Here is a 23,998-nt window from a genome sequence, read left to right on the forward strand (position 1 = left end):
AGCTCGCGTGGCTGCCGGCAAGGACCAGCAGTCCGATGCCCAGCCTCAGTGCCCCGGGCGTCACTGCAGGGCACCGCCGGCGGCACGGTAGGCCGCGCGCAGTGTTTCCAGTGCGTGCTCCTTCTGCCCGTAGCCGGCGCCTGGCAGCGATGCCCAGATGCGCCGAGCTGCGGTGACGGCGGCATCGAAGCGTCCCAGCCGGATCAGCTCGTAGGCACCGCACTGTTTCAGCAGGGCGACCGCCGCACGGTCCTGCGAGACCGGGCCGAAGTCGGGCAGGCCCAGGCGTGCGCGCAGGTCGTCCCAGGTGCTGCGCAGGAACTGGTAGCGGCCGGCGGCGCTGGACTTGATGCCATAGCGCGGCAGCGACACCAGCACGCGGGGATGGTCGCGGTAGTCGGTGAACAGCTGGCCGCCGACGATGACGTCGTAGCCGCGGTCACGTGAGCGCTGGCCCGGAATGTCGGTGCCTTCGGACACGGCCAGCATGTCCAGGAACGCAGAGACGTTGGTGCCACCGAGGGCGCTGGCTGCAGCGACGGTCATGCGGCCGCTCCCGGTTGCTTGCGCACCAGGGCCAGCAGGGCGTCTATCTGTACGCTCTGCTGGGCGATCTGCGCACGCAGGGCGCTGACCTCACCGCGCAGTTGCCCGATCTCCTGGGCCATTGCCTCGCGTTCGTGCATCAGTCCGTCGGCGCGTGTACGTTCGGCGGCGAGTTGTTCCTGCAGGGTGCGCAGGGTGTTGCTGGTGGCTTCGTCGGCGGTGCGGTCGACCTTGGCTGACGACAGCCACTGGCGCAGCCATAACGACACCGCGATCAGCACGCCCGAGGTCCCGCCCAGATACTTGGCCCAATCCGGCACGCCGGCCAGCAGGTCGCTCTCGTTCATGCGCGTGCGTACCCCTTGAGCAGGGCTGGGTGCACTGCCGGTGGCGGCGCGCTGCGCGCACCGCGCAGGGCGCGCTTGATGGTGGTCTGTGAGACGCCGAACTCACGCGCGACATGGTCGCGCGGCATGCCGCTGGCGACCGCGCGGGCGATCTGCTCACGGCGTTCGTGCGCGCCGGCAGCGAAGCAGGACGCCAGGAACAACAGTTCGCCGCCGAAGTGCGCGACCAGCCGCCGGGCGGCGTCGTGGCCAAGGATGTCGATCAGCCGATGCTGGTCGGGCAGGGTGGAGGGGACGTAGACGATGACGCGGTGACGGCCGGTTGTGCTGGAGGTGGTCGGCGGCCACGCACGCACCAGCGTGAGGGCTGCGGATTCGCCGATGACCTCGGCCAGGGTCTGGATACTGTCGGGCAGGGCGTTCATGGAGGATGTCTTCAGTGGCATTGATCTCCACTGTTGCCATCCCGCCCGCGCAGTCAACACCTTTCATCTACTTTTATATCGGTGCGCTGAAGACGTTCAGCCGTGCGCGAGAACGGGTGAGGAGCACGACCCGCCTGCTTGCAGTGCGCCGTATCCGCTTGCACTGGCCGCTGATGTTTTCCTGTACATCCGTACTCGTTGTCCTCACTTGGCAGGAATAGAGGCAGATCAAGGGGATGGGGCAGGTACAGGGTGAGGACGGCCTCCCCCGCATGGCCTCATGCGCCGTGTACTGGCCAGAAACAAAAAAAAGCCCCGGACGATGCCGGGGCTTCAGGACTGCAGGAGGCGCTGGATCAAAGATCGAATACCAGGTTGCCGCCGGTCTTGCGGGGGATGTACCCGGCGTCGCGCAGCCAGCGTGCCGCGTTGACCTGGTCCATGCGCTTGACCGGGAATCGGTTGGCGAACATCAGGAAGCGCGCCACGGTGATCGACTCGCCCTTGCCCTTCAGGGCCGCAAGGGTTTCGACGAACCATGGCGCAGGCGGCTGCTGGTTGCCCGGGCGGGCCACGGTGCGCGCCTGCTGGGCGCTGCCAGCGCCTGCCCGGGCAGTGGCCAGCGTGCACAGCGAGATGAAGATCGCATCCAGGCTCACGTTGTCCTTGCTGCCCTTGGGCTGGGACTTGAACAACTCGATGGCCTTCAGGCGCGTCGACGTGAACTGTTCGACCTCCATGGCGTTTCCTCTTTGCGAAATGGGTTGGGGATGCAGGGTGACGACAGGTGTCGTCGGTGATGGGGGATGACCTTACATCATTTTCGCCGATGATGGGTCGTGGCCTGCGGTGGGTTCAGCGGACGGGGCCGCACAGCCGACCCCGATTCCGGCTCAGATCAGGCCGCGCGACAGCAGCTGGTCCAGTGATCTGCGGACCAGATCGGCCGGGGTGCCGACGTTGTCGACTTCGATGTCGACCAGTTCATGCGGCAGCGGTTGCTCGCTGGCATGAAGGTCATTGCTGCAATGGCCCGGGCGGTTGACGCGGATCACGACACCACCGCGGCGGTGGATCGCGCGCGCCTCATTGGCGAAGCGGACGTCGGGTACCAGCCCGCCCTCGGGCAGGCGTGCGAACAGCGAGCGTACCCACAGTTCGGGATGGACGCGGTCACGTCCCCATTCGGTACCGGCGGTCTGCATCAGGTGGCGCGGGGTGAGTTCGGCCAGCCAATCGATGGCGTCCTCCTTGCGGCGGTCCAGTTCATGCAGGGAGAGCCCGAGGAGGGAGGCGACGAACTGGCGCAGTGGGGCCGCGAAGCTGTCGCGTGGCAGCGCCAACGCCGATGCCAGCCCATTGGCGAGTGTGTCCTTGCCCGAGCGCTTGCTGCCGGCGATGCCGATGTAGAGCGGTACGCGCGCGCGCGGTGCCGGCCGCAGGGCGATGCTGCCCAGTGCAGGGCCGGCACGGAACGCGGCCAGTGTGTCGGCAATCATGCGATGACCGCTGTCGGGGGAGGCGGGAATCATGCGGAATCTACTCCTGGAGAAATGCGGCAGGTGCCGGAGGATCAGGAATCGCGACCGGCGAGGCTGCGGGCGCGGAGGATGCGCTGGGTAATGCGACCACCCCGGGCCGCCGCGGCGATCGGGTCAAAGCACAGCATGGCGGTGCGGGTACGTCGGCCGGCAGCAAGGTGGTCGCGGATGGTCCGCTCGGACAGCACCGGTACCCGCTGGTGGATCTGCTGCACGGTCAGCTGCTCACCTTCGAAGGCATGCAGTCGGGGATGAGGCATGGCGGAAGCGCTCCTGGAAGGTGGCGGGCCGATACAGCCATCTTGCCTCTGTAGATGATCTCAGTCAACACCTTTCATCTACTTTCGTCGTGGCGTGGTCGGCCGGGCGGGCTGGCGGTCCACAGCCGTAATGCCGCTGCTGCCAGGCGCTCACGCTCAACCGCGCCGCGTGCGGCCAGGACACCCTCGAGATACTGCTGGCGATGTCGGCGCGGACTGACCGCCGTCCAGCGCCCGTCGTTGCCCATGCGCCGGTAGCCGTCCAGTTGCAGCAGGCGACGTGCTTCGCAGTGCAGGCGCCAGTCGTCGCTGCTGCTGTCAACGTCGCGACCATCATGGATGCGTGGCATCTAGAACGGGCCTGCCGCATGCTCGGCGAGAGTGCGTCTGCGCTCTGGCATCAGCCAGACCTTGGCGCGTTCCTTGCCCACCACGCGGGTGCGTACGCCATGGCGTTTGACCACGTAGGCGGCGGCCTCGTTCACCTCGCGACGGTTGGGCTTGTCGATGCCCACCGCGATGACGATCTCTGTGGCGCGGTAATGCGCGCTCCAGTGTTCGGCAGGGAGCGACCAGTCGAAATGGCGATCGATCAGTTCGGCGATCGGCGAGATGGGTTCGTGCTCGCTGTTGGTGGCATTCAGCGCATCCAGTTCCTCGGCACTCAAGTGCCAGGTCTCGCCGCTGCAGTACAACGCATGGGCCTCTGCCCAGACCTGCTGCATGTCGATCCGCGCCGGTTCGCCCAACGCTACAGCGTGCACGGTCCACCAGCGGGTGTTGCCGGTGGCATCGCGCAGGAAGCGTTCGTCGTTGACACTGGCAAACAGGATGGTGCGCCGTGCATAGCGGGATTCGGTGCGCGCGTAGGGGCGGCGGATCTCGTCATGGCTGCGCGAGATGAATGATTTCAGCGCCGCGATATCGGTACGGCGGAAGGTGGCATCGACTTCGCCCAGTTCGACGATCCACTTGGAGATGACCTGCTTGACGCTGTCCTTGTTGGCCGGATCGAGCACCACCCCGTCAGCGATCAGCTGCAGCTCCGCCGGCGCCAGTTGCCGTGCCCAGCGCGTCTTGCCCAGGTTCTGTTTCGAGACGAACGTCAGTACGCCGCGCGCGACCACGCCATCGGGCTCAAAGGCGGCCGCCACGCCGGAGATCAGCCAGCGCCGCATCAGGACCTCCTTCAGCACGCGGCCGTCGGCCATGCGCGTGGACTGGGCTTCCTGCACGGTGTCGAAGAACGCCTGCAGGCGGGTCTGGCCATCCCACGGCCGTGAGGTGATCCAGCTTGCGACCGGGTTATAGGGATTGGCTTCGGCCACCTGGCACAGGTTGGTCTCGAAGCTGGCGGTGGCCATTCCGGCGCGGTGCATGCAATCCATCACCTCGCCCGCCGCGACTTCCTTGGCGTTGTCCACGGTCGTGTGCAGCCCAGGGACCAGAATCTCCAGATCCTTGCGGATGACGTTGTAGCGCACGGTCACACCGGTACGACGGCACAGCTCGGCCAGGTTGCGGGCCGTTGGCAACGGCCGCCCGCGCGCGCTGGTGTCGGGAAACGGGGTGAAAGCATCGAATGCGGACAGGTTGCCAGGCACCTGGTAACGCGCGCTGGCCGATGACGGCGCATCATCCCCCGCCACGTCGTCGCCTGCTGCGGGCGGTGCGGGAGGCAACAGCTGGGTACGCACGGCATCCAGCCCTTCACGCAGATGCAGGTCGTTGAAGTCGGTAGGACGGTCATCGTCGCCATGCAGCGCGGCGAACTCGGGCCAGGCCACGCGGGCATCGATGTCCGCGGCAGCCTGCGTGGCCAGGGTGACGCCCGGGTTGTCCAGCGGCTGCCGCGTCCACTGATCGTTGTCGGCACACAGCACGAACGATGCGTCCGGCATGGCGCCGCGCCAGGCCCGGGCGACCGCACCAAGGTTGCCTGCATCCCAGGCCACCACCACGCACCAGCCCGTGGCCTGGTGGATGGATCCGGCGGTGGCATAGCCCTCTGCAATGGCGATCGGTTGGCCAGGGGCCGGCTTGCCGATGACATGGAAGCAGCCCTGCTTGCGGCCACCGGAAAGGAAGTCCTTGTCGCGGCCAAGTGCTGGATCCACGCGGGGAAAGATCGCCTGCAACGAGACGATACGGCCCGCGCTGTTCATCACCGGCACCAGCAGGACATTGTCGATATGGCGGAAGACCAGGCCATCGCTGTTGCGCACCGGCCACGGCGCCACACGCAGGCCATGTGCGTGGATGCCCTTGCGTACCAGATAGGGGTGCTGGACGTCGGCGGGAATGGCACGGTTCCACAGCACGTTGGCGGCCTTGGCGGCTGCGTCCTCGCGCTCGCGCTGATGCCGCTCGCGCTCGTTGCGGGCCGCTTCCTGGCGTTGCCGGATGGCGCGCTGCTCGGCCGCACTCAATGCGGTCGGCGATTTCGCGCACCAGGCATGGCGGGTGCCGGTCCGCCAGCTGCCGAACTCGCCGGCCGGCACATGGTCTCCAAACAACACGGCCCACCCGTTGCGCGTGCCACGACGGTCGCCTTCCACATGGAAGCGAACCAGGGTGCCATCGGCATTGAGCGCGTCGCGGCCGCGCGCGTCCGGCACGATGCCGTGCGCGTGCATGGCCTGCAGGAACGCGGGAACGATGTCCTGCGTGGGATGCGGTGTGTGCATTCGACGGAGCCCCTGGGAACGTGGATCGGTCCACGGCGGCCGATGGCGGCCAACGTGCTTCGCAGTGTCTGGCGTGCGCAGGTCACGCAGCGGCCGACCGATGCAGTGCGGTCAGGATGTGATGGGAGGTGGTGGCACGGTCATGGTGTCGGAATGCGGCTTCATTTGCAACACCTTCCAGTACCTTGCATCCCTGGGTGTGCTCAGGCCATCCAGTACGCGTTGGAGTTGCGATGACGTTCGCAGATCGCTGTGGTCGCGCCAATGCGTCGCAGTTGGCGAGAACCGGTTTTCGGATGATGCGATCGCCGTCAGCGACGGCCTTCGTTTCTCTCCACCGCGCCTTCGGGCGCCCATGCACAAGGAGCCCGCATGTTTGAAATCCACTGCAACCGCGAACGCCGATCCGCCGCGGATTCCGCGTCGTTGACGGTCGTTGCGACGTTCTCAATCGGTGCGACCACCCCTCGATAAAATACAACCCGCATGACGGACACCATCGACGAAGCGCAGGAAATGGAAGCGCGCCACCTGCAACGCGCCCTGGCCCAGCACGCAACGCGGGCCAGCAACGTTGCCCCTCTCACTCCCATGGGGGAATGCCACAACCCGGACTGCAGCGAAGACTTCGACAACGATCCGGCAAGGCTGTTCTGTGGGCCTGCCTGTGCCGAGCGTTTCGAAGCCATCCATCAACACCGCAACGCATAGGAACAGGGGACATGTCTCTGAACAGCAACGACGCTGGCTTCACCGAACGCATCGCCGGTTTATCGGCCGAGCTCGCCGTGCTGGTGAGCCTGGTGGAGAACCACATCCATCTGCAGCTGGCTGATCTGGCCGACTCGGGTGATGTGGATGCACAGGAGCGATTCGCGGTAGCCGATCCGGAGCGCTGGTTGGAGAACGCCCGCAACAGCCTGCAGGCGGGTGTCATGTTCCTGGAGCGCGCGGTGCAGCAGCCGGCGCGGTTCTAGTCATCCGGTGCGGGGACGGAAGGGGCCGGCCAGGCTGCCTTCCGTCCCCCTCGGGCAGTGGACGATCTCCTGCGCTGGAGGCTGCGTCATAACGTCGCACCGGCGGCAGGGCAACCCTGAACGTGGTCCAAGGTTGGTCGCAGGCCCGTAGAATGGGCGGGTGCGTCGTTCTGTCCTCCACCGCCGGTTCCAGGCCCTGGCATGGCTAGCCATGCTGCTGGTGCTGCTTGCCCCGCTGGTGAGCCGCTGGCTGGCGCATGGTCACGTTGCAGCGGCTGTGCCGATGGCGGCGATGGATCATTCCCAGCATGCGATGGAGGGCCATCACGGGCACCACGCGATGGCGATGCAGCAGGGCGAGGTCGCGAAGAAGCCGCCCGCCGATCCACACGCCGAGCATGAGATGGGCGTGGACTGCGACTACTGCCTGATCGCCGCGCGGCTGATCACCCTGCTGGTGGCGGCATTGCTGCTGCTGGCACCGGTGGCATCGATATGCCATGCGTTGCGGGGTGCAGTGCAGGCGTTGCCGCAGCGGGTCAGCGGCACATTGGGAGCGCGCGGGCCACCGGCCTTCATGGCTGCCTGAGCCACACGCGCAGTGCATTGACCGTCCTTCCATGAGGTTGCCGGCTACGGCCGCGCCCGCACGCGCGTGTCTGTCCCTTTCTGATTGCTGCCCCGCCACTGCGGGGTGGCCTTGCATGCCGTGAACAAATGAAAACGAGCCCCAACTCCGCGCGCCTGCGCCGGGCGACGCTGCCTGTCATGTGCGCGTTGCTCCTGCACAGCGCCTCCGTACTTGCCGCCGATGCGGCACCGCCGACCACGCTGGATACCGTACGCGTGATCGACACCCGCAGCGGTGAGCTGTCATCCACCGCCAGCGCAGGCTCTGCGTTGGGCCTCAGCGTGCTGCAGACGCCAGCAAGCCTGACCGTGATCTCGCGCGAACAGCTGGAGCAGCGTGGCGACACCAACCTCAACGATGCGATCAGCCGGGCTGGCGCGATCAGCGCCATGCCGCACCCAGGCAATGGTCTGAGTGCGCTGTCCAGCCGTGGCTTCACCGATGGTGCCTCGGTGATGCGCCTGTACGACGGGCTGCGCCAGTACGGGGGCGTGGGCATCACCTTCCCGTTCGATACCTGGTCGATCGAGCGCATCGAAGTGCTGCGCGGGCCGGCTTCGGTGATCCATGGCGACGGTGCGATCGGCGGCGTGATCAACATCGTGCCGAAGAAGCCCACGCGTGGGGCGATCGAGAACGAGGTCAGCGTAACCGTGGGCAGCGAGGACACCGCGCGCCTGGGCTTCGGCAGCGGCGGTGCGCTGACGCCCGAGCTGGCCTACCGGCTGGATGTGAGTGGCAACTACAGCGGTGGCTGGGTTGATCGCGGGCGCAGCAGTGATGCCACCTTCTCCGGCGCACTGGTGTGGCAGCCACGCACGGATCTGCAGCTGACCCTGACCCATGCGCAGGGCCACCAGAAGCCGATGCGCTACTTCGGTACGCCCCTGGTGGATGGCCGACAGTTGGACGCACTGCGCCACCGCAACTACAACGTGGAAGACAGTGACATCCGCTTTCGTGACCGCTGGACCCAGCTCGATGCACTGTGGACGCCGAACGCGAACGCGAACGTGGAATGGCGCACGCGCGTCTACCAGATCGACAGCCAGCGCGACTGGCGCAATGCCGAGGCCTATGTCTACAACCCGCGAACCGGGTTGATCGACCGTTCGGGCAATACCCAGATCACCCACAACCAGGACCAGACCGGCCTGACCTCGACGCTGCGCGTGCAGGGCAGTGTGGGGGGGCTGCAGAACAATTTTGCCGTAGGCCTGGACGCCAACCGTGCGCACTTCAAGCACACCAACAACACCTACGCCGGCAGCTCTGGCCCGGTCGATCCGTTCCATACGGTGCCGGGGCAGTTCGCCAGCGATGCGCCGAACCTGCCGCGCTATCGCAATGGTGCCGAGCAGTACGCGCTGTTCGTGGAAGACCACCTGACGTTGAGCGAGCGTTGGTCGGTGCTGGGTGGGCTGCGCCATGACCGCGCGCGCATCGAACGCACCGATCTGATCAGCGGCCAGAGAGCATTCTCGAAGACCTACAGCAGCACCGGCTGGCGCGCGGGCACCGTGTTCGCGCTGCAGCCGACGCTGAGCCTCTACGCGCAGTACTCACAGGCGGCGGACCCGGTCAGCGGCCTGCTGATGATCAGCCCGGCCAACGGTGCCTTCGACCTGGCCAAGGGACGGCAGGTCGAGGTGGGCCTGAAGCAGGCGTTCGACGGTGGCGAGTGGACGCTGGCGGCATATCGCATCCGCAAGACCGGGCTGCTCAGCCGCGATCCGCTGGTGCCGGATCGCCGTGTGCAGGTGGGGGCGCAGACCTCGCGTGGTATTGAAGCGTCGTTGAACTGGGCCTTCGCGCCGCGGTGGGCGCTCGATGCCAATGCCACGGTGCTGAAGGCAAAGTTCGATGACTTCCTGGAAACCACCGGTTCGCCCCCGGTGCTGGTCTCACGCGATGGCAATGTGCCGCCGAACGTGGCTGAGCGCCTGGCTAATGTGTGGGTGAGCTGGCAGTTCCTGCCCGACTGGAGCGCGGCCGCAGGCGTGCGTTACGTCGGCAAGCGCTACGCCGACAATGCCAACACCCTGGAACTGCCCGGCTACAGCACCACCGACCTGGCGCTGACCTGGCAGGCGTCACCGCGCACGCGGTTGTCGGCGCGCCTGTTCAATGTGTTCGACAAGGCGTACTACGCCACCGCGTACTACACCAGTACCCAATGGCTGCTGGGACCGGATCGGCGCGTCGAGTTCACCGTCGACCATCGGTTCTGAGGGCACTGGCCATGTCGTTGCGTTCCACTGCCAAGCGCTGGACCTATCTGGTGCACCGCTGGCTGGGCATCGGCGGATGCCTGTTGATGCTGCTGTGGTTCATCAGCGGCATGGTGATGCTGTTCATCGGCTACCCGAAGTTGACGCCCGGCGAGCGGCTGGCAGCGTTGCCGGTGCTGGGTGACGCAGGGGATTGGCGAGGACTGTCAGCGCTGCCAGATGCTGTACAGGCCGAACCGGAAGCCGTGGCCCTGACCACGGTGGGCGGTGAAGCGGCGTATGTAGTGCGCAGCGGCAGCAACGTCGGTGCGTGGTCGGTACGGACCGGCCAGGCGCTGCTGCCGGTTTCCGCCCAGCGCGCCGAAGCGTCGGCCGCGCAGTTCGCCGGTGGGCAGGCCTTCGTTGGGGCGATGCGCGTGGATGAGGACCGCTGGACCCATTCGCGCGCGCTGGATGCGCATCGGCCACTGTACCGGGTCGAGGTGGGCGGCGCGCAGCCGGGGGATGTGTATGTGTCCTCGCACACCGGCGAAGTGGTGCTGGACGCGCCGCGCGTGCAGCAGCACTGGAATTACGTGGGTGCGTGGCTGCACTGGCTGTACTTCCTGCGCATGCAGTCGGTCGATCCGGTGTGGACGTGGGTGGTGATCGTGCTTTCAGCGTTGTGCACGGTGGCGGCAATCAGCGGCATCGTGGTGGGTGTGTGGCGCTGGCGCTTCCGTGGGCACTACCGCACTGGCGCGAAGACGCCGTATGTCGAGCCGTGGATGCGCTGGCACCACCTGATCGGGTTGGTGGCAGCGGCATTCGTGTTCACCTGGATCTTCAGCGGCCTGATGTCGATGAACCCATTGGGCGTCTTCAGCAGCACGCGGGAGGCGATCGACAGCGGACGCTATCGTGGCGGCGCGGCAGCCGTGGATGGAATGCTGGGTGAACCTGCGGCACTGCTGGCGGCGGCGGGTGCCAGGCACTTCAGGCCGGTGGAGATCCAGTGGCGGCGCCTCGGCGGCGAGCTGTTCGCAGTGTTGCTGGATGGACGGGGCGATACCCGCATCGTGTCCAGTGAAGATGGAGAGCTGCAGGTCCTGCGGCAACTGCCTGTGGACTGGCTGCGGCAGAGGGCGCGCGCCATGTCCGATGCGCCGATGCAGGCGTTCGCGGTCCAGCATGCAGCAGATGCGTACTTCTACCCACGTGCACCGGAAGCCATGAATGGTGCAGCCGTACGCCGCTTCCCGGTGGCGGTGGCGGACTTCGGTGATGCCGAGGCGACGCGTGTCTATCTCGACCTGGCCACCGGCGATCCGCTGCTGACGATGGGACATCGCGAGCGTGTCGGGCGCTGGTTGTTCTACTTCCTGCACAGCTGGGACCTGCCGGCGATGCTGCGCTTCGACAGCACCCGGTTGGCGGTTCTGCTGCTGTTGAGCGTTGCGGGTACGGCGTTGTGCGCGACGGCCGTGGTGATTGGCTACCGCCGGTTGCGGATGAAGTTGCGGCCAGGGCGGCGCTGATGTCGCAAACTACATCCGCAGCCAACGGGTAGACACCGCCACAAGCAGCAAGGCCATGGCCACGCCGATGAACGCAGCGATCAGACCGAAGTGGTTGGCGGCGAAACCGATCAGTGCCGGGCCGGCGAGGATGCCGGCAAAACCCAGCGTGGAAACGGCGGTGATCGCCAGCGCGCCGGGCATGCGGTTCTGATGGCCGGCCAGCGAGAACAGCGCCGGCGCGATGTTGGCGCAGCCGAGGCCGACCAGCACGTATCCGGCCAACGACATCTGCCACGGCGTGACCAGGGTCAGCACCAGCACGCCGCTGGCAGCGAGCAGAGCACCGAACACGATCGCGCGCTGGCGTCCCATGCGTGAGACCAGTGCATCGCCGAACAGACGGGCGACGGTCATGGTCAGGGTGAAGGTCACATAGCCGATACCGGCGAGGCTGGCGTCGACGCGACGCACATCGCTGAGAAACACCGCGCTCCAGTCCAGCATCGCGCCTTCGCCGAGGAAGGCAACGAAGGCCAGCACGCCGATGAACAGCACGATGCCATGTGGCAGGGCCAGCATCGGTGTGTCGTGCGGCATGCGTTCGCTGTGCCAGTACGTCGCCGACAACAGCATCACCAGCAGCATGGCGCCGACACCGATCAGCACCGATGCCAAGGGCGGCAACTGTGCGGACAGCAGCACGGTCATGGTGGCCGCACCGAGGAAGCCGCCGATGCTGAAGAAGGCATGGAAGCCGGACATCATCACGCGACGCGCCTCGCGCTCGACGATCACTGCCTGTACGTTCATCGTGCAGTCCATCGCGCCCACGGCCGCACCGAACACGAACAGCACCACGCCCAACGTCCAGGCCGAGTCGGCTTGGGCCAGGCCGGGCACGGTCAGGCAGATCAGCAGGCTGCTGGCCACCATCACCCGGCGGCAACCGAGGCGCGCGGCCAGCACGCCGGACAACGGCATCGCCAGCAGCGAACCGGCACCGAGGCAGAGCAGCACCAGCCCCAGCGTGGCGTCGTTGATGTCGGTGCGCGCCTTGGCGAATGGCACCAGCGTGGCCCACAGCGCGGTGGCGAAGCCGGGAATGAAGAACGCAGCGCGGGTCGCGTGCTGTTCGGCACGCGCGCGGTTGGCAAGGTACATGAGCGGTACGGTCAGGGGGGCGTGGGGTGCACCGCGATACCGGCGGCGCGGAAGCGTGCTGCCAGGGCGGGCGGTGCGGTGGTGGTCAGCACCAGGTCGTCAATCTCGTCCAGGCTGGCGATCTGCCAGTTGCCGCGGGCACCGAGCTTTTCAGTGGTAGCGGCAACGATGACGCGGCTGCTGCACGCCACCATCGCGCGCTTCAGCGTGGCTTCTTCCGCATCCATCGCCCACACACCCGTATCGCCGTCCACCGCGCAGGGGCCGGGCAGGTACACATCGGCACGCAGGCGCTGCACCTGGGCCATCGCTTCGGCACCGACCGCACCGCCACCGCTGGCCAGGCGGCCGCCGATCAGCTGCACCGAGGTGCCTTCAAGCAGGCTGGCGGCGGTGGCGATCTGCGGGGCATTGGTGATCACCGTCAGCCCGATAGCGGCCGGCAACTGCTGGGCGATCGCCAGATTGGTCGAGCCGGCATCGATCAGTACGACCTGGCCGGGTTGCAGCAGCGCGCAGACGCGGGCGGAGAGCTCGGCCTTGTCGCCGCGGTCGCGCGTCAGGCGCTCGCGCAGCGGGCGTTCCTTCGGTGGCGGCAATACGGCGCCGCCGTAGACGCGCTGGCACAGGCCCTGGGCGGCGAGTTCGCGCAGGTCGCGGCGGATCGAATCTTCGGAAACGGCATAGCGGCGCGCCAGTTCGGCGGCCACCACGCGGCCCTGCTCGCGCAGTTCCTCGAGGATCTGCCGGGTGCGCTGGGCGGGAAGTGGGCTGGGATCGGAGCTCATGACGCAAGTCTGCACATTCGTGCATAAACATGCAAGAACGTGCATTCGGCATGTGGGGGTGCAAGGCGGCGACGGCCCTGCCGGCGATCTGGGGCCGCGGGCCTTCGGATCGCCTGCGGAGCACGGCATCATGGCGGGGCCCCTGGCATGGAATCCCCGATGTCCCCCACCGTTCACCGCAGGCTGCGCATCGGCGCGGACCAGTACACCGGCCAGAAAGTGGTCGACCAGCAGTTCCACGAATGCGATTTTTCCGGCGCCGACCTGACCGGTACCGAGTTCATCAACTGCAGCTTCTATGACGCCGACACCCGCGCGGGCTGCCGCTTCAATGGCGCCACGCTGAAGGAAGCCGGCTTCCGCAGCTGCGACATCAGCATGTGCCACTTCAGCTTCATCAAGGCGCTGGGCCTGGAGATCAGCGAGTGCCGCGCGCAGGGCGCTGATTTCAGCAACGCCAGCTTCATGAACCAGATCACCACGCGCAGCTGGTTCTGCAGTGCCTTCATCAAGAAGTCGAACCTGCGCTACGCCAATTTTTCGCGGGTGACGCTGGAAAAGTGCGAACTGTGGGAGAACCGCTGGGATGGTGCGAACGTGAGTGGCGCCAGCTTCGCTGGCTCGGACCTGTCCGGTGGCCAGTTCGAAGGCATCGACTGGAACAGCGCCAACTTCACCGACTGCGACCTGACCAACTCCGAGCTGGGCGAGCTGGACCTGCGCAGCACCAATCTGCGCGGCGCCACGCTGGATGTGCAGCAGGTGGCGCTGTTGATGCAGCGCATCGGCATCACGATGGTGCCGTAGGCATCACCCGGCGTAGGCGACCCAGCCCTTGAAGCTGAAGCCCGCGTAGAACAGCTCCACGCCGTCGAAACCTGCCTCCTGCAGCAGGGCGACCTCCTGCTCGGGGGCCAGCAGCGGCAGCCGTTCGGCAATCGCCTCGATCGCGCGTTGTGTGTCGGCGCGGGCAACGCCGGAGGCTTCGGCAAACGCGGCATAGCGTTGCAGCCAGCGCCGCTTGCCGGCCGCGTCCTGCGGCACGCTGTGGTGGGCCACCACCAGTGGCGCACCCGGATGCAGGCGCCTGTGCAGCTCGCGCAGTGTGTGCAGGCGCTGCGCGGTATCAAGGAAGTGCAGGGTCAACAGGCAGCTGGCACCGTCGAAGCGCAGGTCCGGAGCGTCGTCGATGTAGCCTTCCAGCAGCTCCACGCGCGACATCAGCGGGCCCAGTGTCTGCTCGGCCAGGGCGAGCATCGGCGCGGCCGGATCTACCCCCAGCAGCTGCCAGCCCGGTTGCGCTTCGGCAAAGGCCTTCAGCTCCAGCCCGCCGCCGGCACCCAGCACCAGCACGCGGCCCTGTGCGGGAACCCGTTCGGCCAGCAGCAGGCGGCTCATCTGCTGCAGGGCGACAAAGCCCGGCACCTGGCGCAGTGGACCTTCGGCGTAGCGGGCCACCGCCTGCGGATCGGAGAACGAAGACATGCGCGGATTCCTGCTGCGGGGGACATACCACTGTAGCGCGGCGTGCAAGTGGCATTGCATGCTGGTGCTGCTTTGCCTAAGGTGCGCGCCTGCCTGGAGCTGAAGGTCACTGCGAATGGATCACTGCTCACCACCGATGCCGTCGGCCGAGGCTTTTGAGCTGGCGCTGTCGTTGTTGGGGAAGGAGGACGTCGATGAGGGGCGGGCCGAACGGGACCTGGTCGCCGCTGGCATCGATGCCGGGTTTGCGCGCCGTCTGTTGATCTGGCTGCCGGAAGCCTTTGCCATGGCCCTGATCGGGCATATGGAACTGGAGCTGCAGCTGCCGCGTACCTTCAGCGCACACGATGAGCAGGGCTTCCTGCATGAACTTCCGCTGCACTGCGAGCCGATATTCGCGGAGGGTCTTGAGCGTGCCTTGATGATGTATCACCAGGGACCACGCGGCGCCTTCAAGGCGGTCTGTCAACGCAGTTCGTCGCTCAACGCGGTCGACAATGCCTTGAACGCGGGCGCCGATCTGAAAGGCGCAGTGCTTTCGGGCCCGGAGCTACTGGAAATCCCGGCGGAGACCTATCTGCGGGGCGACTGACCGTCGACACTCTCGGGCAGGTATCCGGCGTGGCGCAGCGCCCGTGCCAGCACCTGCCAGATCCGTGGGTCCTGGCACTGCGAGACGTTGAAGCGCACATAGTCGGCCGCGCGCTGCGATTGGCTGAAGGCGTTGCCCGGAGCCAGCACGATGCCTTCGCGCAGGCATTGCCGTGCCAGCGCAGCGGCGTCGCGGCCATCGGGGAGCTGGCACCAGAGGAACAGGCCGGCTTCCGGCTGCAGCCACGGGCTGATGCCCAGCGTGTGCAGTTTCCGCAGTGTGTTCCGGCGCGCATCAGCCAGGCGCGAGCGTACCGATTGCATGTGGCGGCGATAGCCGCTGTCGGTCAGCGCGATGTGCATCAACTGCATCGCCAGATGGCCGCCGCCGAAGCTGGTGGCCAGCTTCAGATCGGTCAGCGCTTCAATCCAGTCGTGGCGCGTGGCGATGTAGCCGCAACGCGACGCCGCCGACAGCGTCTTGGAGAAGCTGCCGACGTGGATCACCCGCGAAAGCCCGTCCAGCGCAGCAAGGCGCGGTGCCGGCTGCAGTTCGAAGTCGGCGAAGATGTCGTCTTCGATGATGATCAGTTCGCTGCGTTCGGCCAGGCCCAGCAGGCGGTGCGCGGTGCTGGCCGCTAGCACCGCGCCGGTCGGGTTGTGCAGGCCGGAATTGGTGATGTACAGCCGCGGCGAATGTGCCTGCAACGCCTGCGCGAATGCTTCAAGATCCGGGCCGGTGTGCGTGTAGGGCACACCCACCGCCTGCACCTGGTGCGCCTTCAGCAGGGCGTGGTAGTTGAAATAGCTCGGGTCGTCGACCAGCACACAGTCGCCGGGCTTGAGCAGGAAACGGCAGATCAGGTCGACCGCGTGCGTACCGGATTCGGTCAGCAGGATCTGCTCCATCGGTGCGTCGATTCCCAGTGCAGCTGCACGTCGCTGCAGCAGATGGCGCAGCGGTGGAAGGCCGAGCGGGCCGGCGTAGTCGACCAGGTGGGGAGCATCGCCGCGCGCCAGCCGACGCAGGCCTCGGCGCATGCCGTCGTGGTACAGCCAGTCGCTGGGCATCCAGCCGCAGCCCGGCTTGAGGTGCGCGGGCGGTGTTTCCAGCGATTGCCGCGACACCCACAGCGGGTCCACCGCGCGGTCCAGGCGTGGTTCCATCTCGGCCAAGGCAAGCGGTGCGGCCGGTCCACTGACATAGAAGCCGGAACCGGCACGCGCGCTGATCAGCCCTTCAGCGGCAAGGCGCTCGTAGGCTTCGACCACGGTGGAGACCGACACGCCCATCGCCGCCGCCTGCGCGCGTACCGAGGGCAGGCGCGAGCCGGCGCCATCCACCCGCGTGCCGATGCGGGTGCGGACGGTCTGGATGACCGATTCGATACGGGTAAGCGGGCGCGTCATAGTGAAAGTGTGCTGGAAGTGTGGGCAGTACAGTTATTTGAAACTGTACTGGATTGTAGCTGGGGAGCGCGGGCCGCAGGTGCTTCCATGGAGATCCCGCCGGGCACCGCCCGGCACCCCAGGAGTACAGGCGTGGAACGGTCGGCGAGTGGTTGGATCAATGGCTTCATCGGTGTGGTGATCTTTGCGGGCTCGTTGCCGGCCACCCGCCTGGCCGTGCTGCAGCTGGACGCCGGGTTCGTCACCGCCGCACGCGCCACCATCGCCGCCATACTCGGCCTCGGCCTGTTGCTGCTGTTGCGCCAACCCTTTCCGCGACGCAGCGACCTGCCCGGGTTGGCGGTGGTCAGCCTTGGCGTGGTGGTCGGCTTCCCGCTGCTGACCGCGCTTGCCCTGCGCCACGCCTCATCAGCGCACACCATCGTGTTCCTCGGCCTGTTGCCGCTGAGTACTGCGGTGTTCGGCGTACTGCGCGGTGGCGATCGGCCGCGCCCGGCGTTCTGGCTGTTCTCGCTGCTGGGCAGTGCCTGCGTGGTCGGCTATGCCGCGCGCAACGGCATTGAGGCCTCGCTGCAGGCCGACCTGCTGATGCTGGCGGCGATCGTGGTGTGTGGACTGGGCTACGCGGAAGGCGGTCGGCTCGCCCGCCATCTCGGCGGCTGGCAAGTGATCAGCTGGGCGCTGCTGCTGGCACTGCCGGTGATGCTGCCGCTGACGGTGCTGATGCGCCCGCCCTCGTTCGTTGAGGTGGGGGCATCCGCGTGGTGGGCGCTGGGCTACGTGGCGGTGTTCAGCATGCTGCTCGGGTTCCTGTTCTGGTATCGCGGGCTGGCCCAGGGCGGTATCGCCGCGGTCGGCCAGCTGCAGCTGCTGCAACCGTTCTTCGGCCTGGCGCTGGCTGCGCTGTTGCTGCATGAAGCGGTCAGCGTCAGCATGGTGCTGGTGACCGTGGTCGCGGTGATCTGCGTCGCCGGCGCGCGCCGTTTCAGCCGCTGAACACAAACGGGGACGGAGCGTCGCGGAAAAGGTGTGCGGCAGCATAATCGATGAACACCCGCAGGCGTGCACTGGGATGGCGCCCACCGGGCCATAGCAGCGAGAACTGCCCCGGGTGCGTGGGCAGTGCAGGCAGCACCTGTTGCAGACGGCCATCGGCCAGCGCGTCGGCTGCGAGGAAGTCAGGCATCCAGGCCAGGCCCATGCAACCGATCGCAGCGGCCAGCACGGCCTCCATGTTGTTGCATGTCATCGCCGTGGGAAGGCGCGCTCCGGCATCGCGTTCGATGCCCGGCAGCTGCCACGGGTGCAGTTTTCCGGTGGTGGGGTAACGGAAGCGCAGCGCGGTATGCAGGCGCAGGTCGCCCACATCGCCGGGAGTACCGTGCGCCTGCAGGTAACCAGGCGCCGCACAGAGCACGAAACGAAACCCGCCCAGCCGCCGTGCGGTGAGGCTGGAATCGGCCAGTTCACCGCTGCGTATCACCGCATCCAGGCCTTCGCTGACCACATCAACGATGCGGTCGTTGAAGTCCAGTTCCAGCTGCACCTGCGGGTAGCGCTGCTGGAACCCCGGCAGTACCGGCAACAGGAAGCGGTAGCCGATGGTGGGCAGGCCGATACGCAGCAGTCCACTGGGTGCGTGCTGGCGCTGCGCCAGGTCGGCCTGAGCTTCGGAAAGCTCGTCCAGCGCACGCCGGCAGCGCTGCAGCAGCAGTTCGCCTTCGTCGGTGAGGTGCACGCGACGGGTGGTGCGCTGGAACAGGCGCGTGCCGAGTTCCTGTTCAAGGCGGGCGATGCGCTTGCCGACCGCCGACGCGGACAGGCCGAGTACACGTGCAGCACCAACGATGCTGCCGGCCTCCGCGGTGCGGACGAAGGCGAGCAGGGCAGAGATGGAGTCCATGTAGTCATGATTGCGGAACATCTGGCTGTAATCAATGTCCATCCAGCCTGTTTTTCAGGAATAGCGGCCTGCCCATCATCAATACCCCTGATGGATGGAGGCCCGCATGGTCCCGGTTTCGATGCTCCCCTTACCTGTCAAGGCGCAGCAGCGCTGGACCCTGCTTGCCGTCTGCCTGGCCGCACTTGCGTTGCCGTTGTCCTTCTCGGCCGGTGCGGTGGCGGTGCCCGCGCTGGCCCGTTCCGCGGCGTCGTCGCCCACGGCGCTGGCCTGGGTGACCAACGCCTTCATGCTCACCTTCGGCAGCTTGTTGCTTGCTGCCGGTGGCCTGGCCGACCGCTATGGTCGACGACGATTGTTCCTGCTGGGCACGGCGGGTTTCACCATCGCCACGGTTGTCGTCTACCTTGCTCCCACGCTGCTCTGGCTGGATCTGGCGCGCGGGTTGCAGGGCGTTGCCGCCGCAGCGGCGTTGGCATCCGGCACGGCGCTGCTGGCACAAGCCTGGCAGGGGCCGGCGCGTGCCCGGGTCTTTGCGCTGCTGGGCACGACGTTCGGCACAGGGCTGGCGTTGGGGCCGCTGCTCGCGGGCCTGCTGCTGCAGGCGTTGGGATGGCGCAGTGTGTTCGCCGCGGGCGGCGTGCTGACGTTGACCGCCTTCGCATTGGGCGCGCGCGCGTTGCCTGAAAGCCATGGCGAACGCGGGCGGCTGGATGTTGGCGGCATGCTGGGCTTCAGCCTGATGCTGGCGGCGTTGACGCTGGCTCTGCTGTGGCTGGGTGAATTTGGCCTGCATGCCATGCGCGTGCAACTGGCGCTGCTGGCGACGCTGTTGCTGGGCGGGGTGTTCGTCTGCATCGAACGACGGCACCGCTCACCGTTGCTGGACCTCTCGTTGTTCGCGCAACCGGCGTTCCTGGGTGTCCAGCTGCTGCCAGTCGCGACTTGTTTCGGCTACGTGGTGCTGCTGGTGGTACTGCCTCTGCAGTTGCTGGGCGTGCATGGACAGAGCACGACATTGGTCGGGCTGCAGATGCTGGCCTTGTCTGCGCCGATGCTGGCGCTGCCCTTGCTGGCCGCGCGCTGGGCGGAGCGCGTGGGAAGTGCGCGGCTTTGCACGTTGGGACTGCTGGTCTGTGCCTTTGGCCTGTACCTGCTGTCGCGGCAGGCATCGCACCCGTCGCCGTCTCAGTGGGTACCGTTGCTGATGCTGGTCGGCGCCGGGACGGCGTTGCCGTGGGGCTTGATGGATGGGCTGTCGGTCAGCGTGGTACCGGTGCAGCGTGCGGGCATGGCCGCCGGCATCTTCGGAACCGTGCGGGTGGCGGGCGAGGGCATTGCACTGGCCGCGGTGACGGCCTTGCTTGCGCTGTTGATCGGTCATCAGCTGCAGGGAGCATCGCCGGCATCGCTGGCGCGTGCCGGTGCCTATCTGGCCACGGGGGCATGGGAACAGGCGCAGGCACTGCTACCGGCGATGAGCCGCATGCAGCTGCAGCACGCCAGTAGTGAGGCGCTGGCAACACTGCTGCGTGTACTGGCGCTGCTGACCGCCGCATGTGCTGTGTTGTTGCACCTGTTGCTGCGGAAACGTAAAGACGCGTTGGTCGGGCGTACTGCGTAGCAGGCTCATCGCCCGCCTTCGCCGTCATCCCGTTGTCGTGTCCCGCTCACGCAGCCTATGCCCACCCGGGTCTAGGCTTGGTCGTCCCCGTCCCCCACGGAGACCTGCCATGTGGCTGCTCGATCATCTCTGGCCTGGCCGTAGACCTCTGCCTCCCCCGGTCACGGTCCAGGCGCAGGCCACACCGCGCCGGCCGTGGCTGAAGCGGCCCGCGCGGGCTGGCCGCAGTGGCATGGCACCGTGGCAGAAGGTTGCCGCACCACCACGGCGCACGCGTCACTAGGCTAGTCGGTCGGCGGGGTGGTTGACCCCGTCGTTCACCGGAATGATGCCCAGTGCAAACGGGTCGATGCCTTCCAGGCAGGCCACGTTGTACCCGAACTGGTCAGGGTTGGAGCGGCGCCGGTGGTGGGTGTAGATGCCACACACACCGCAGAAGTAGTGCTCGGCCACATGGGTGTTGAACTGGTACTTCTGCAGGTGATGCTGCCCGCGTACCACCTGCAGGCCCTGGCGGGTGACGCTGGCGGCAATGGCGCCACGGCGCCGGCACATCGAGCAGTCGCAGCGGCGGGGATCGACGATGCCGTCCGGCAGGTCCAGCAGCAGCTCGACCGTGCCGCAGTGGCAGGTCGCACGGTGCTGGGGTTGGACCGGAACGCCGGCCACGGAAGTGATGCCCATCGTTGCTCCTGTGAGGTGAACCTGGCCGCAGAGGCCGCCGCCGACGGTGCGCCGGCCTGCCTGAACGGGCCGTAGATGCCACGGTGAACCCGCTTGTGGCTAACTATGCGGCTTCAAGACCGCGACAGGATGCCAGTGAAAGCCGCAGGACGATGGATGACAGGAAGTGTCATGGCGCTGCTGGCGCTGTGGGTGACTGGGCTGCTGGCCTATCAGTTGCCGGGGCCGGGCTGGCTGGCCACCGGCGTCGCCGGGCTGTGGCTGCTGGTTGCGCTGTGGGCGTCGTGGCGGGTCGCGCGGGGCCGTGCCTCGCGCCGCCTGGGTCTGGCGTTCGGGGCATCGCTGGCACTGGCCGGCCTGTGGTGGCTGCTGCTGACCCCGCGCCAGGACCGGTTGTGGGCCGATGACGTGGCCCAGCGCCTGCACGTGGTGTCCTTCGATGGCCGCCACGTCGTGCTGGACAACGTGCGTGACTTCAGCTGGCGGACCGAAACCGACTACGACGCACACTGGGTACGCCGCGAGTACGACCTGGACCAGCTGCGCTCGGCCGACCTGGTGCTGTCGTACTGGATGGGCCCGGCGATCGCCCACACCCTGATCTCGTTCGGCTTCGAGGATGGACGCCACGTGGTGTTTTCGCTGGAGATCCGCAAGGAGCGCGGTGAGTCGTTCTCGGCGCTGGGCGGCTTCTTCCGCAAGTTCGAGATGACCCTGGTGGCTTCGGAGGAGACCGACATCATCCGCACCCGCACCAACGCCCGTGGCGAAGATGTCTACCTGTACCGCCTGCACGGCATGGACCGCGCGCAGCTGAAGGAACTGTTCGCTGCGTATATCGCGCAGGCGCGCGAGCTGGATGCGAAGCCGGGCTTCTACAACACGCTGACCAGCAACTGCACGACCATCGTCTTCGACCTGGCCCGGCATATCGCACCGCGCCTGCCGCTGGATTACCGCCTGCTGCTGTCCGGTTACCTGGCCGAGTACGCGCAGGAGGTCGGTGCGCTCACGCCGGGTGTGCCGTACACCGAACTGCATGCCAAGGGCCGCATCACCCAGCGCGCGCTGGATCTCGGTGATGGCGCCAATTTCTCCACCGTAATCCGCCAGGGCGTGCCCGGCACCGAGCAGGACCCGCAGTAATGACCCAACTCTTTCTGACCCGCTGGCAGCGCCTGCTGCCGGTGTTGTTCGCCGCCTTCCTGCTGCTGGGAAGCAGCGGCTGCGCGATGGTCACCGTCAAGCAGGTCAAATCCAGCGATTCGCTGGTCAACAAGCGCGCGGATGTGCTCAACACCGGCAAGCTCAGCCCGGCCGCGCGTGAAACGCTCAGCGCAGCGGGCCTGGACGAATCGCAGTGCGAGAAGGACTTCCTGGTCTGCCGCAGCACACTGCTGATGACCGACGACCTCAACGTCGAACAGCGCCTGTCGGCATTGTCCGAGTTGTGGGTGAAGGCCGCGCTGGCGCTGACGCCGAAGAAGACCGCTGCCGGTGATCCGCCGATGAGCGATGCGGCGCTGGATGCGTGGCTGGAGGCCGCGCGCTATGCGTACGCGTACCTGTTCTACAGCGGCCGCTCGCCGTCCGATCGTGCCTTCGAGGACCGGCAGACACAGGTGCGTGACTACTACAACTACGCGGCCGAAAAGGCGGCAGTGGTGTTGTTCGTGCGCGCGCGTGCCGCTGCACTGGCCGGCGAGGACTATACGAAGCCGATCACGGTTGGCAGCTGGTCGCTGGCGTCCAACTACCAGCAGCTGGGTCTGAAGAGCATTCCCGCGCAGCTGGTTCCGGCCGGCACCGTCAGCTTTGTCGGCCTGCGCAGCACCTATCGCCGCGATGGCTTCGGTGCCGAGCTGGTGATGGTGATGGATCCGCCGAAGCTGGTCGCACCGGTGATCGCGCCGGATGGCCCGAAGGCCGAAACCACGCAGGACGACGAGAACGACGAGCGTCGTGGCCGCCGCCATCGCCATGACGATTCGGTGCCCGAGTTCAGTGAGATGTCCTCAATCAACGTCACTGCGCTGCTGCGGTTCGAAGGCAGCAGCCTGGAAGACGTGATGCGCACGCGCCGGGTCGAGCTCGATGCCTATTCGCCGGAAGCCACCGAGCGCATCACCCTGCACGGCGAGCAGGTGCCGCTGGCCGGCAACTTCACTGCCGCCTACGGCCTGTGGCTGGCGCAGAGTGGCTTCGCCCGGCAGTCGCTGCGCACCCTGTTCGGCATGAGCGAGGGCATCGGCGAACCGCACATCTACCTGATGCAGCCGTGGGACCCCAACCGCCGCATCATCTTCATGCTGCACGGCCTGGCCAGCAGCCCGGAAGCCTGGGTGAACCTGGCCAACGAGATTATGGGCGACCCCGAGCTGCGCCAGCAGTTCCAGGTGTGGCAGGTCTATTACCCGACCAATGCACCGATCGCGCTGAACCGCTACGAGATCGCCAATGCGTTCAACGACACGCTGAAGCATTTTGATCCCAACGGCAGTACGCCTGCATCGAAGGACATGGTCTACATCGGCCACAGCATGGGCGGCGTACTGGCCCGGCTGCTGGTGAGCGATTCGGGCGACGTACTGTGGAACGACCTGTTGGCCAACTACGATCTGAAGGGTGAACGGTTGAAGCGGGTGCAGAACAAGCTGGGGCCGCTGCTGCATTTCAAGGCACAGCCGAACGTGGAGCGTGCGATCTTCATCGCTGCCCCGCACCAGGGCACCGATATCGCCGGCAACAAGGTCGGGCGCCTGATCGGGCGCCTGGTACGCCTGCCGCTGACCATCCTCGGCAAGTTCGAGGATGTATTCATGGCGCTGGCACAGGCCGAGCAGCAGGTCGACGGCACCGCCAAGCCGAAGATCCCGAACAGCATCGACAACCTCAAGGCCAGCGATCCGTTCGTGAAGGCCGCCGCACAGTTGCCGATCGAAGCCGGCCTGAAGTACCACTCGATCATCGCCCAGCGCAAACCGGAGCTGCCGGTGCAGAAGTCCGATGACGGGCTGGTGCCGTACTGGAGCGCGCACCTGCCGGGTGCGTTGTCGGAGAAGGTGATCATTTCCGGCCACAGTGTGCAGGAGACCCCGCAGGCAGTGCTGGAAGTGCGGCGCATCCTGCACCGGGACATTGATGATGTGGGAGCCGACAGAACACCCTGACCGCTGCGTTCGCCGGGCGTGGCCCGGCGGAATCCCTC

At 66.8% G+C, this 23,998-nt stretch carries 25 protein-coding genes; 11 read left to right on the top strand and 14 right to left on the bottom strand.

The annotated features are described in order from the left end of the window. Positions 1–60 precede the first annotated feature (60 nt). The 8 genes from FQS62_RS04910 to FQS62_RS04945 form a co-directional block, all read right to left on the bottom strand. Positions 61–546 (bottom strand): glycoside hydrolase family 24 protein, encoded by a 486-nt coding sequence (locus FQS62_RS04910; protein WP_049444110.1) that lies wholly within the window; start codon positions 544–546, stop codon positions 61–63. After that, entirely contained in the window at positions 543–893 is a 351-nt protein-coding gene (locus FQS62_RS04915; RefSeq protein ID WP_043033662.1) for a hypothetical protein, read from the bottom strand. Before FQS62_RS04915 ends, FQS62_RS04910 begins: the two co-directional genes overlap by 4 nt. Further along, positions 890–1,318, bottom strand: a complete 429-nt coding sequence (locus FQS62_RS04920) for a helix-turn-helix domain-containing protein (protein WP_226053629.1) — start codon at positions 1,316–1,318, stop codon at positions 890–892. The genes FQS62_RS04915 and FQS62_RS04920 overlap by 4 nt, the downstream gene beginning before the upstream one ends. Positions 1,319–1,674: 356 nt before the next feature. Then, positions 1,675–2,058, bottom strand: coding sequence for a hypothetical protein (locus tag FQS62_RS04925; RefSeq protein ID WP_049444117.1), 384 nt, complete (start codon positions 2,056–2,058; stop codon positions 1,675–1,677). Between the two features lie 153 nt (positions 2,059–2,211). Continuing rightward, positions 2,212–2,850 carry a deoxynucleotide monophosphate kinase family protein gene (locus FQS62_RS04930; RefSeq protein WP_049444119.1) on the bottom strand — a complete coding sequence of 213 codons (639 nt, stop codon included), beginning with the start codon at positions 2,848–2,850 and terminating at the stop codon, positions 2,212–2,214. Between the two features lie 41 nt (positions 2,851–2,891). Then, complete coding sequence (locus FQS62_RS04935; protein WP_012510243.1) at positions 2,892–3,119, bottom strand: hypothetical protein; 228 nt, start codon at positions 3,117–3,119, stop codon at positions 2,892–2,894. A 74-nt stretch (positions 3,120–3,193) separates the two neighbouring features. Beyond that, positions 3,194–3,469, bottom strand: coding sequence for a DUF7696 family protein (locus FQS62_RS04940; protein WP_049444122.1), 276 nt, complete (start codon positions 3,467–3,469; stop codon positions 3,194–3,196). Then, positions 3,470–5,806: a VapE domain-containing protein gene (locus tag FQS62_RS04945; RefSeq protein WP_208043915.1), complete on the bottom strand. Its 2,337-nt coding sequence runs from the start codon at positions 5,804–5,806 to the stop codon at positions 3,470–3,472. A gap of 486 nt (positions 5,807–6,292) precedes the next feature. Here FQS62_RS04945 and FQS62_RS04950 point away from each other — a divergent pair, with 486 nt between their 5' ends. From FQS62_RS04950 to FQS62_RS04970, 5 genes are all read left to right on the top strand, one after another. After that, the gene (locus tag FQS62_RS04950; RefSeq protein WP_005408344.1) at positions 6,293–6,517 is read left to right on the top strand and encodes a hypothetical protein; all 225 of its coding nucleotides are present in this window, start codon (positions 6,293–6,295) and stop codon (positions 6,515–6,517) included. A gap of 11 nt (positions 6,518–6,528) precedes the next feature. After that, on the top strand, positions 6,529–6,783 hold the full coding sequence (locus tag FQS62_RS04955) for a hypothetical protein (RefSeq protein ID WP_005408345.1): 255 nt from the start codon (positions 6,529–6,531) through the stop codon (positions 6,781–6,783). A 211-nt stretch (positions 6,784–6,994) separates the two neighbouring features. After that, positions 6,995–7,372, top strand: a complete 378-nt coding sequence (locus FQS62_RS04960) for a DUF2946 family protein (RefSeq protein WP_049444125.1) — start codon at positions 6,995–6,997, stop codon at positions 7,370–7,372. Between the two features lie 128 nt (positions 7,373–7,500). Continuing rightward, a complete protein-coding gene (locus tag FQS62_RS04965; RefSeq protein ID WP_049444127.1) occupies positions 7,501–9,645 on the top strand; it encodes a TonB-dependent receptor in 2,145 nt (714 codons plus the stop codon). 11 nt (positions 9,646–9,656) lie between these two features. Next, positions 9,657–11,162: a PepSY domain-containing protein gene (locus tag FQS62_RS04970; RefSeq protein WP_049444129.1), complete on the top strand. Its 1,506-nt coding sequence runs from the start codon at positions 9,657–9,659 to the stop codon at positions 11,160–11,162. A gap of 9 nt (positions 11,163–11,171) precedes the next feature. Here the strand turns inward: FQS62_RS04970 and FQS62_RS04975 are convergent, their stop codons facing one another. Both FQS62_RS04975 and FQS62_RS04980 read right to left on the bottom strand, forming a co-directional pair. Further along, the gene (locus tag FQS62_RS04975; RefSeq protein ID WP_208043916.1) at positions 11,172–12,305 is read right to left on the bottom strand and encodes an MFS transporter; all 1,134 of its coding nucleotides are present in this window, start codon (positions 12,303–12,305) and stop codon (positions 11,172–11,174) included. A gap of 11 nt (positions 12,306–12,316) precedes the next feature. Next, positions 12,317–13,093 carry a DeoR/GlpR family DNA-binding transcription regulator gene (locus FQS62_RS04980; protein WP_049444139.1) on the bottom strand — a complete coding sequence of 259 codons (777 nt, stop codon included), beginning with the start codon at positions 13,091–13,093 and terminating at the stop codon, positions 12,317–12,319. A gap of 159 nt (positions 13,094–13,252) precedes the next feature. Between FQS62_RS04980 and smqnr the strand changes: the two genes are divergently transcribed. After that, complete coding sequence (smqnr, locus tag FQS62_RS04985) at positions 13,253–13,900, top strand: SmQnr family pentapeptide repeat protein (protein ID WP_049444142.1); 648 nt, start codon at positions 13,253–13,255, stop codon at positions 13,898–13,900. Positions 13,901–13,903: 3 nt separating this feature from the next. Here smqnr and FQS62_RS04990 read toward each other — a convergent pair whose 3' ends face one another. Continuing rightward, a complete protein-coding gene (locus tag FQS62_RS04990; RefSeq protein WP_049444143.1) occupies positions 13,904–14,578 on the bottom strand; it encodes a class I SAM-dependent methyltransferase in 675 nt (224 codons plus the stop codon). Between the two features lie 115 nt (positions 14,579–14,693). On the opposite strand from FQS62_RS04990, the gene FQS62_RS04995 reads away from it, so the two are divergent. Continuing rightward, complete coding sequence (locus tag FQS62_RS04995) at positions 14,694–15,170, top strand: hypothetical protein (protein ID WP_152906640.1); 477 nt, start codon at positions 14,694–14,696, stop codon at positions 15,168–15,170. Here FQS62_RS04995 and FQS62_RS05000 read toward each other — a convergent pair. After that, positions 15,152–16,579, bottom strand: coding sequence for an aminotransferase-like domain-containing protein (locus FQS62_RS05000; protein WP_049444147.1), 1,428 nt, complete (start codon positions 16,577–16,579; stop codon positions 15,152–15,154). The genes FQS62_RS04995 and FQS62_RS05000 overlap by 19 nt on opposite strands. Positions 16,580–16,711: 132 nt before the next feature. Here FQS62_RS05000 and FQS62_RS05005 point away from each other — a divergent pair, with 132 nt between their 5' ends. Beyond that, a complete protein-coding gene (locus FQS62_RS05005; RefSeq protein WP_049444149.1) occupies positions 16,712–17,575 on the top strand; it encodes a DMT family transporter in 864 nt (287 codons plus the stop codon). Here the strand turns inward: FQS62_RS05005 and FQS62_RS05010 are convergent. Beyond that, the gene (locus tag FQS62_RS05010; protein ID WP_049444198.1) at positions 17,565–18,482 is read right to left on the bottom strand and encodes a LysR family transcriptional regulator; all 918 of its coding nucleotides are present in this window, start codon (positions 18,480–18,482) and stop codon (positions 17,565–17,567) included. The two genes, FQS62_RS05005 and FQS62_RS05010, sit on opposite strands and share 11 nt — an antisense overlap. 106 nt (positions 18,483–18,588) lie before the next feature. Between FQS62_RS05010 and FQS62_RS05015 the strand changes: the two genes are divergently transcribed. Further along, the gene (locus tag FQS62_RS05015) at positions 18,589–20,106 is read left to right on the top strand and encodes an MFS transporter (RefSeq protein WP_049444201.1); all 1,518 of its coding nucleotides are present in this window, start codon (positions 18,589–18,591) and stop codon (positions 20,104–20,106) included. A gap of 279 nt (positions 20,107–20,385) precedes the next feature. On the opposite strand, the gene FQS62_RS05020 is transcribed toward FQS62_RS05015, so the two are convergent. Beyond that, positions 20,386–20,790 (bottom strand): GFA family protein, encoded by a 405-nt coding sequence (locus FQS62_RS05020; protein ID WP_049444151.1) that lies wholly within the window; start codon positions 20,788–20,790, stop codon positions 20,386–20,388. A 171-nt stretch (positions 20,791–20,961) separates the two neighbouring features. Between FQS62_RS05020 and FQS62_RS05025 the strand changes: the two genes are divergently transcribed. Together FQS62_RS05025 and FQS62_RS05030 are read left to right on the top strand one after the other, a co-directional pair. Next, positions 20,962–21,936: an Lnb N-terminal periplasmic domain-containing protein gene (locus tag FQS62_RS05025; RefSeq protein WP_107379227.1), complete on the top strand. Its 975-nt coding sequence runs from the start codon at positions 20,962–20,964 to the stop codon at positions 21,934–21,936. Further along, entirely contained in the window at positions 21,936–23,960 is a 2,025-nt protein-coding gene (locus FQS62_RS05030; protein WP_049444154.1) for an esterase/lipase family protein, read from the top strand. The genes FQS62_RS05025 and FQS62_RS05030 overlap by 1 nt, the downstream gene beginning before the upstream one ends. The last annotated feature ends 38 nt before the right edge of the window (positions 23,961–23,998 follow it).

The sequence above is a fragment of the Stenotrophomonas sp. SBJS02 genome, from assembly GCF_020428325.2.
Lineage (GTDB): Bacteria > Pseudomonadota > Gammaproteobacteria > Xanthomonadales > Xanthomonadaceae > Stenotrophomonas > Stenotrophomonas africana.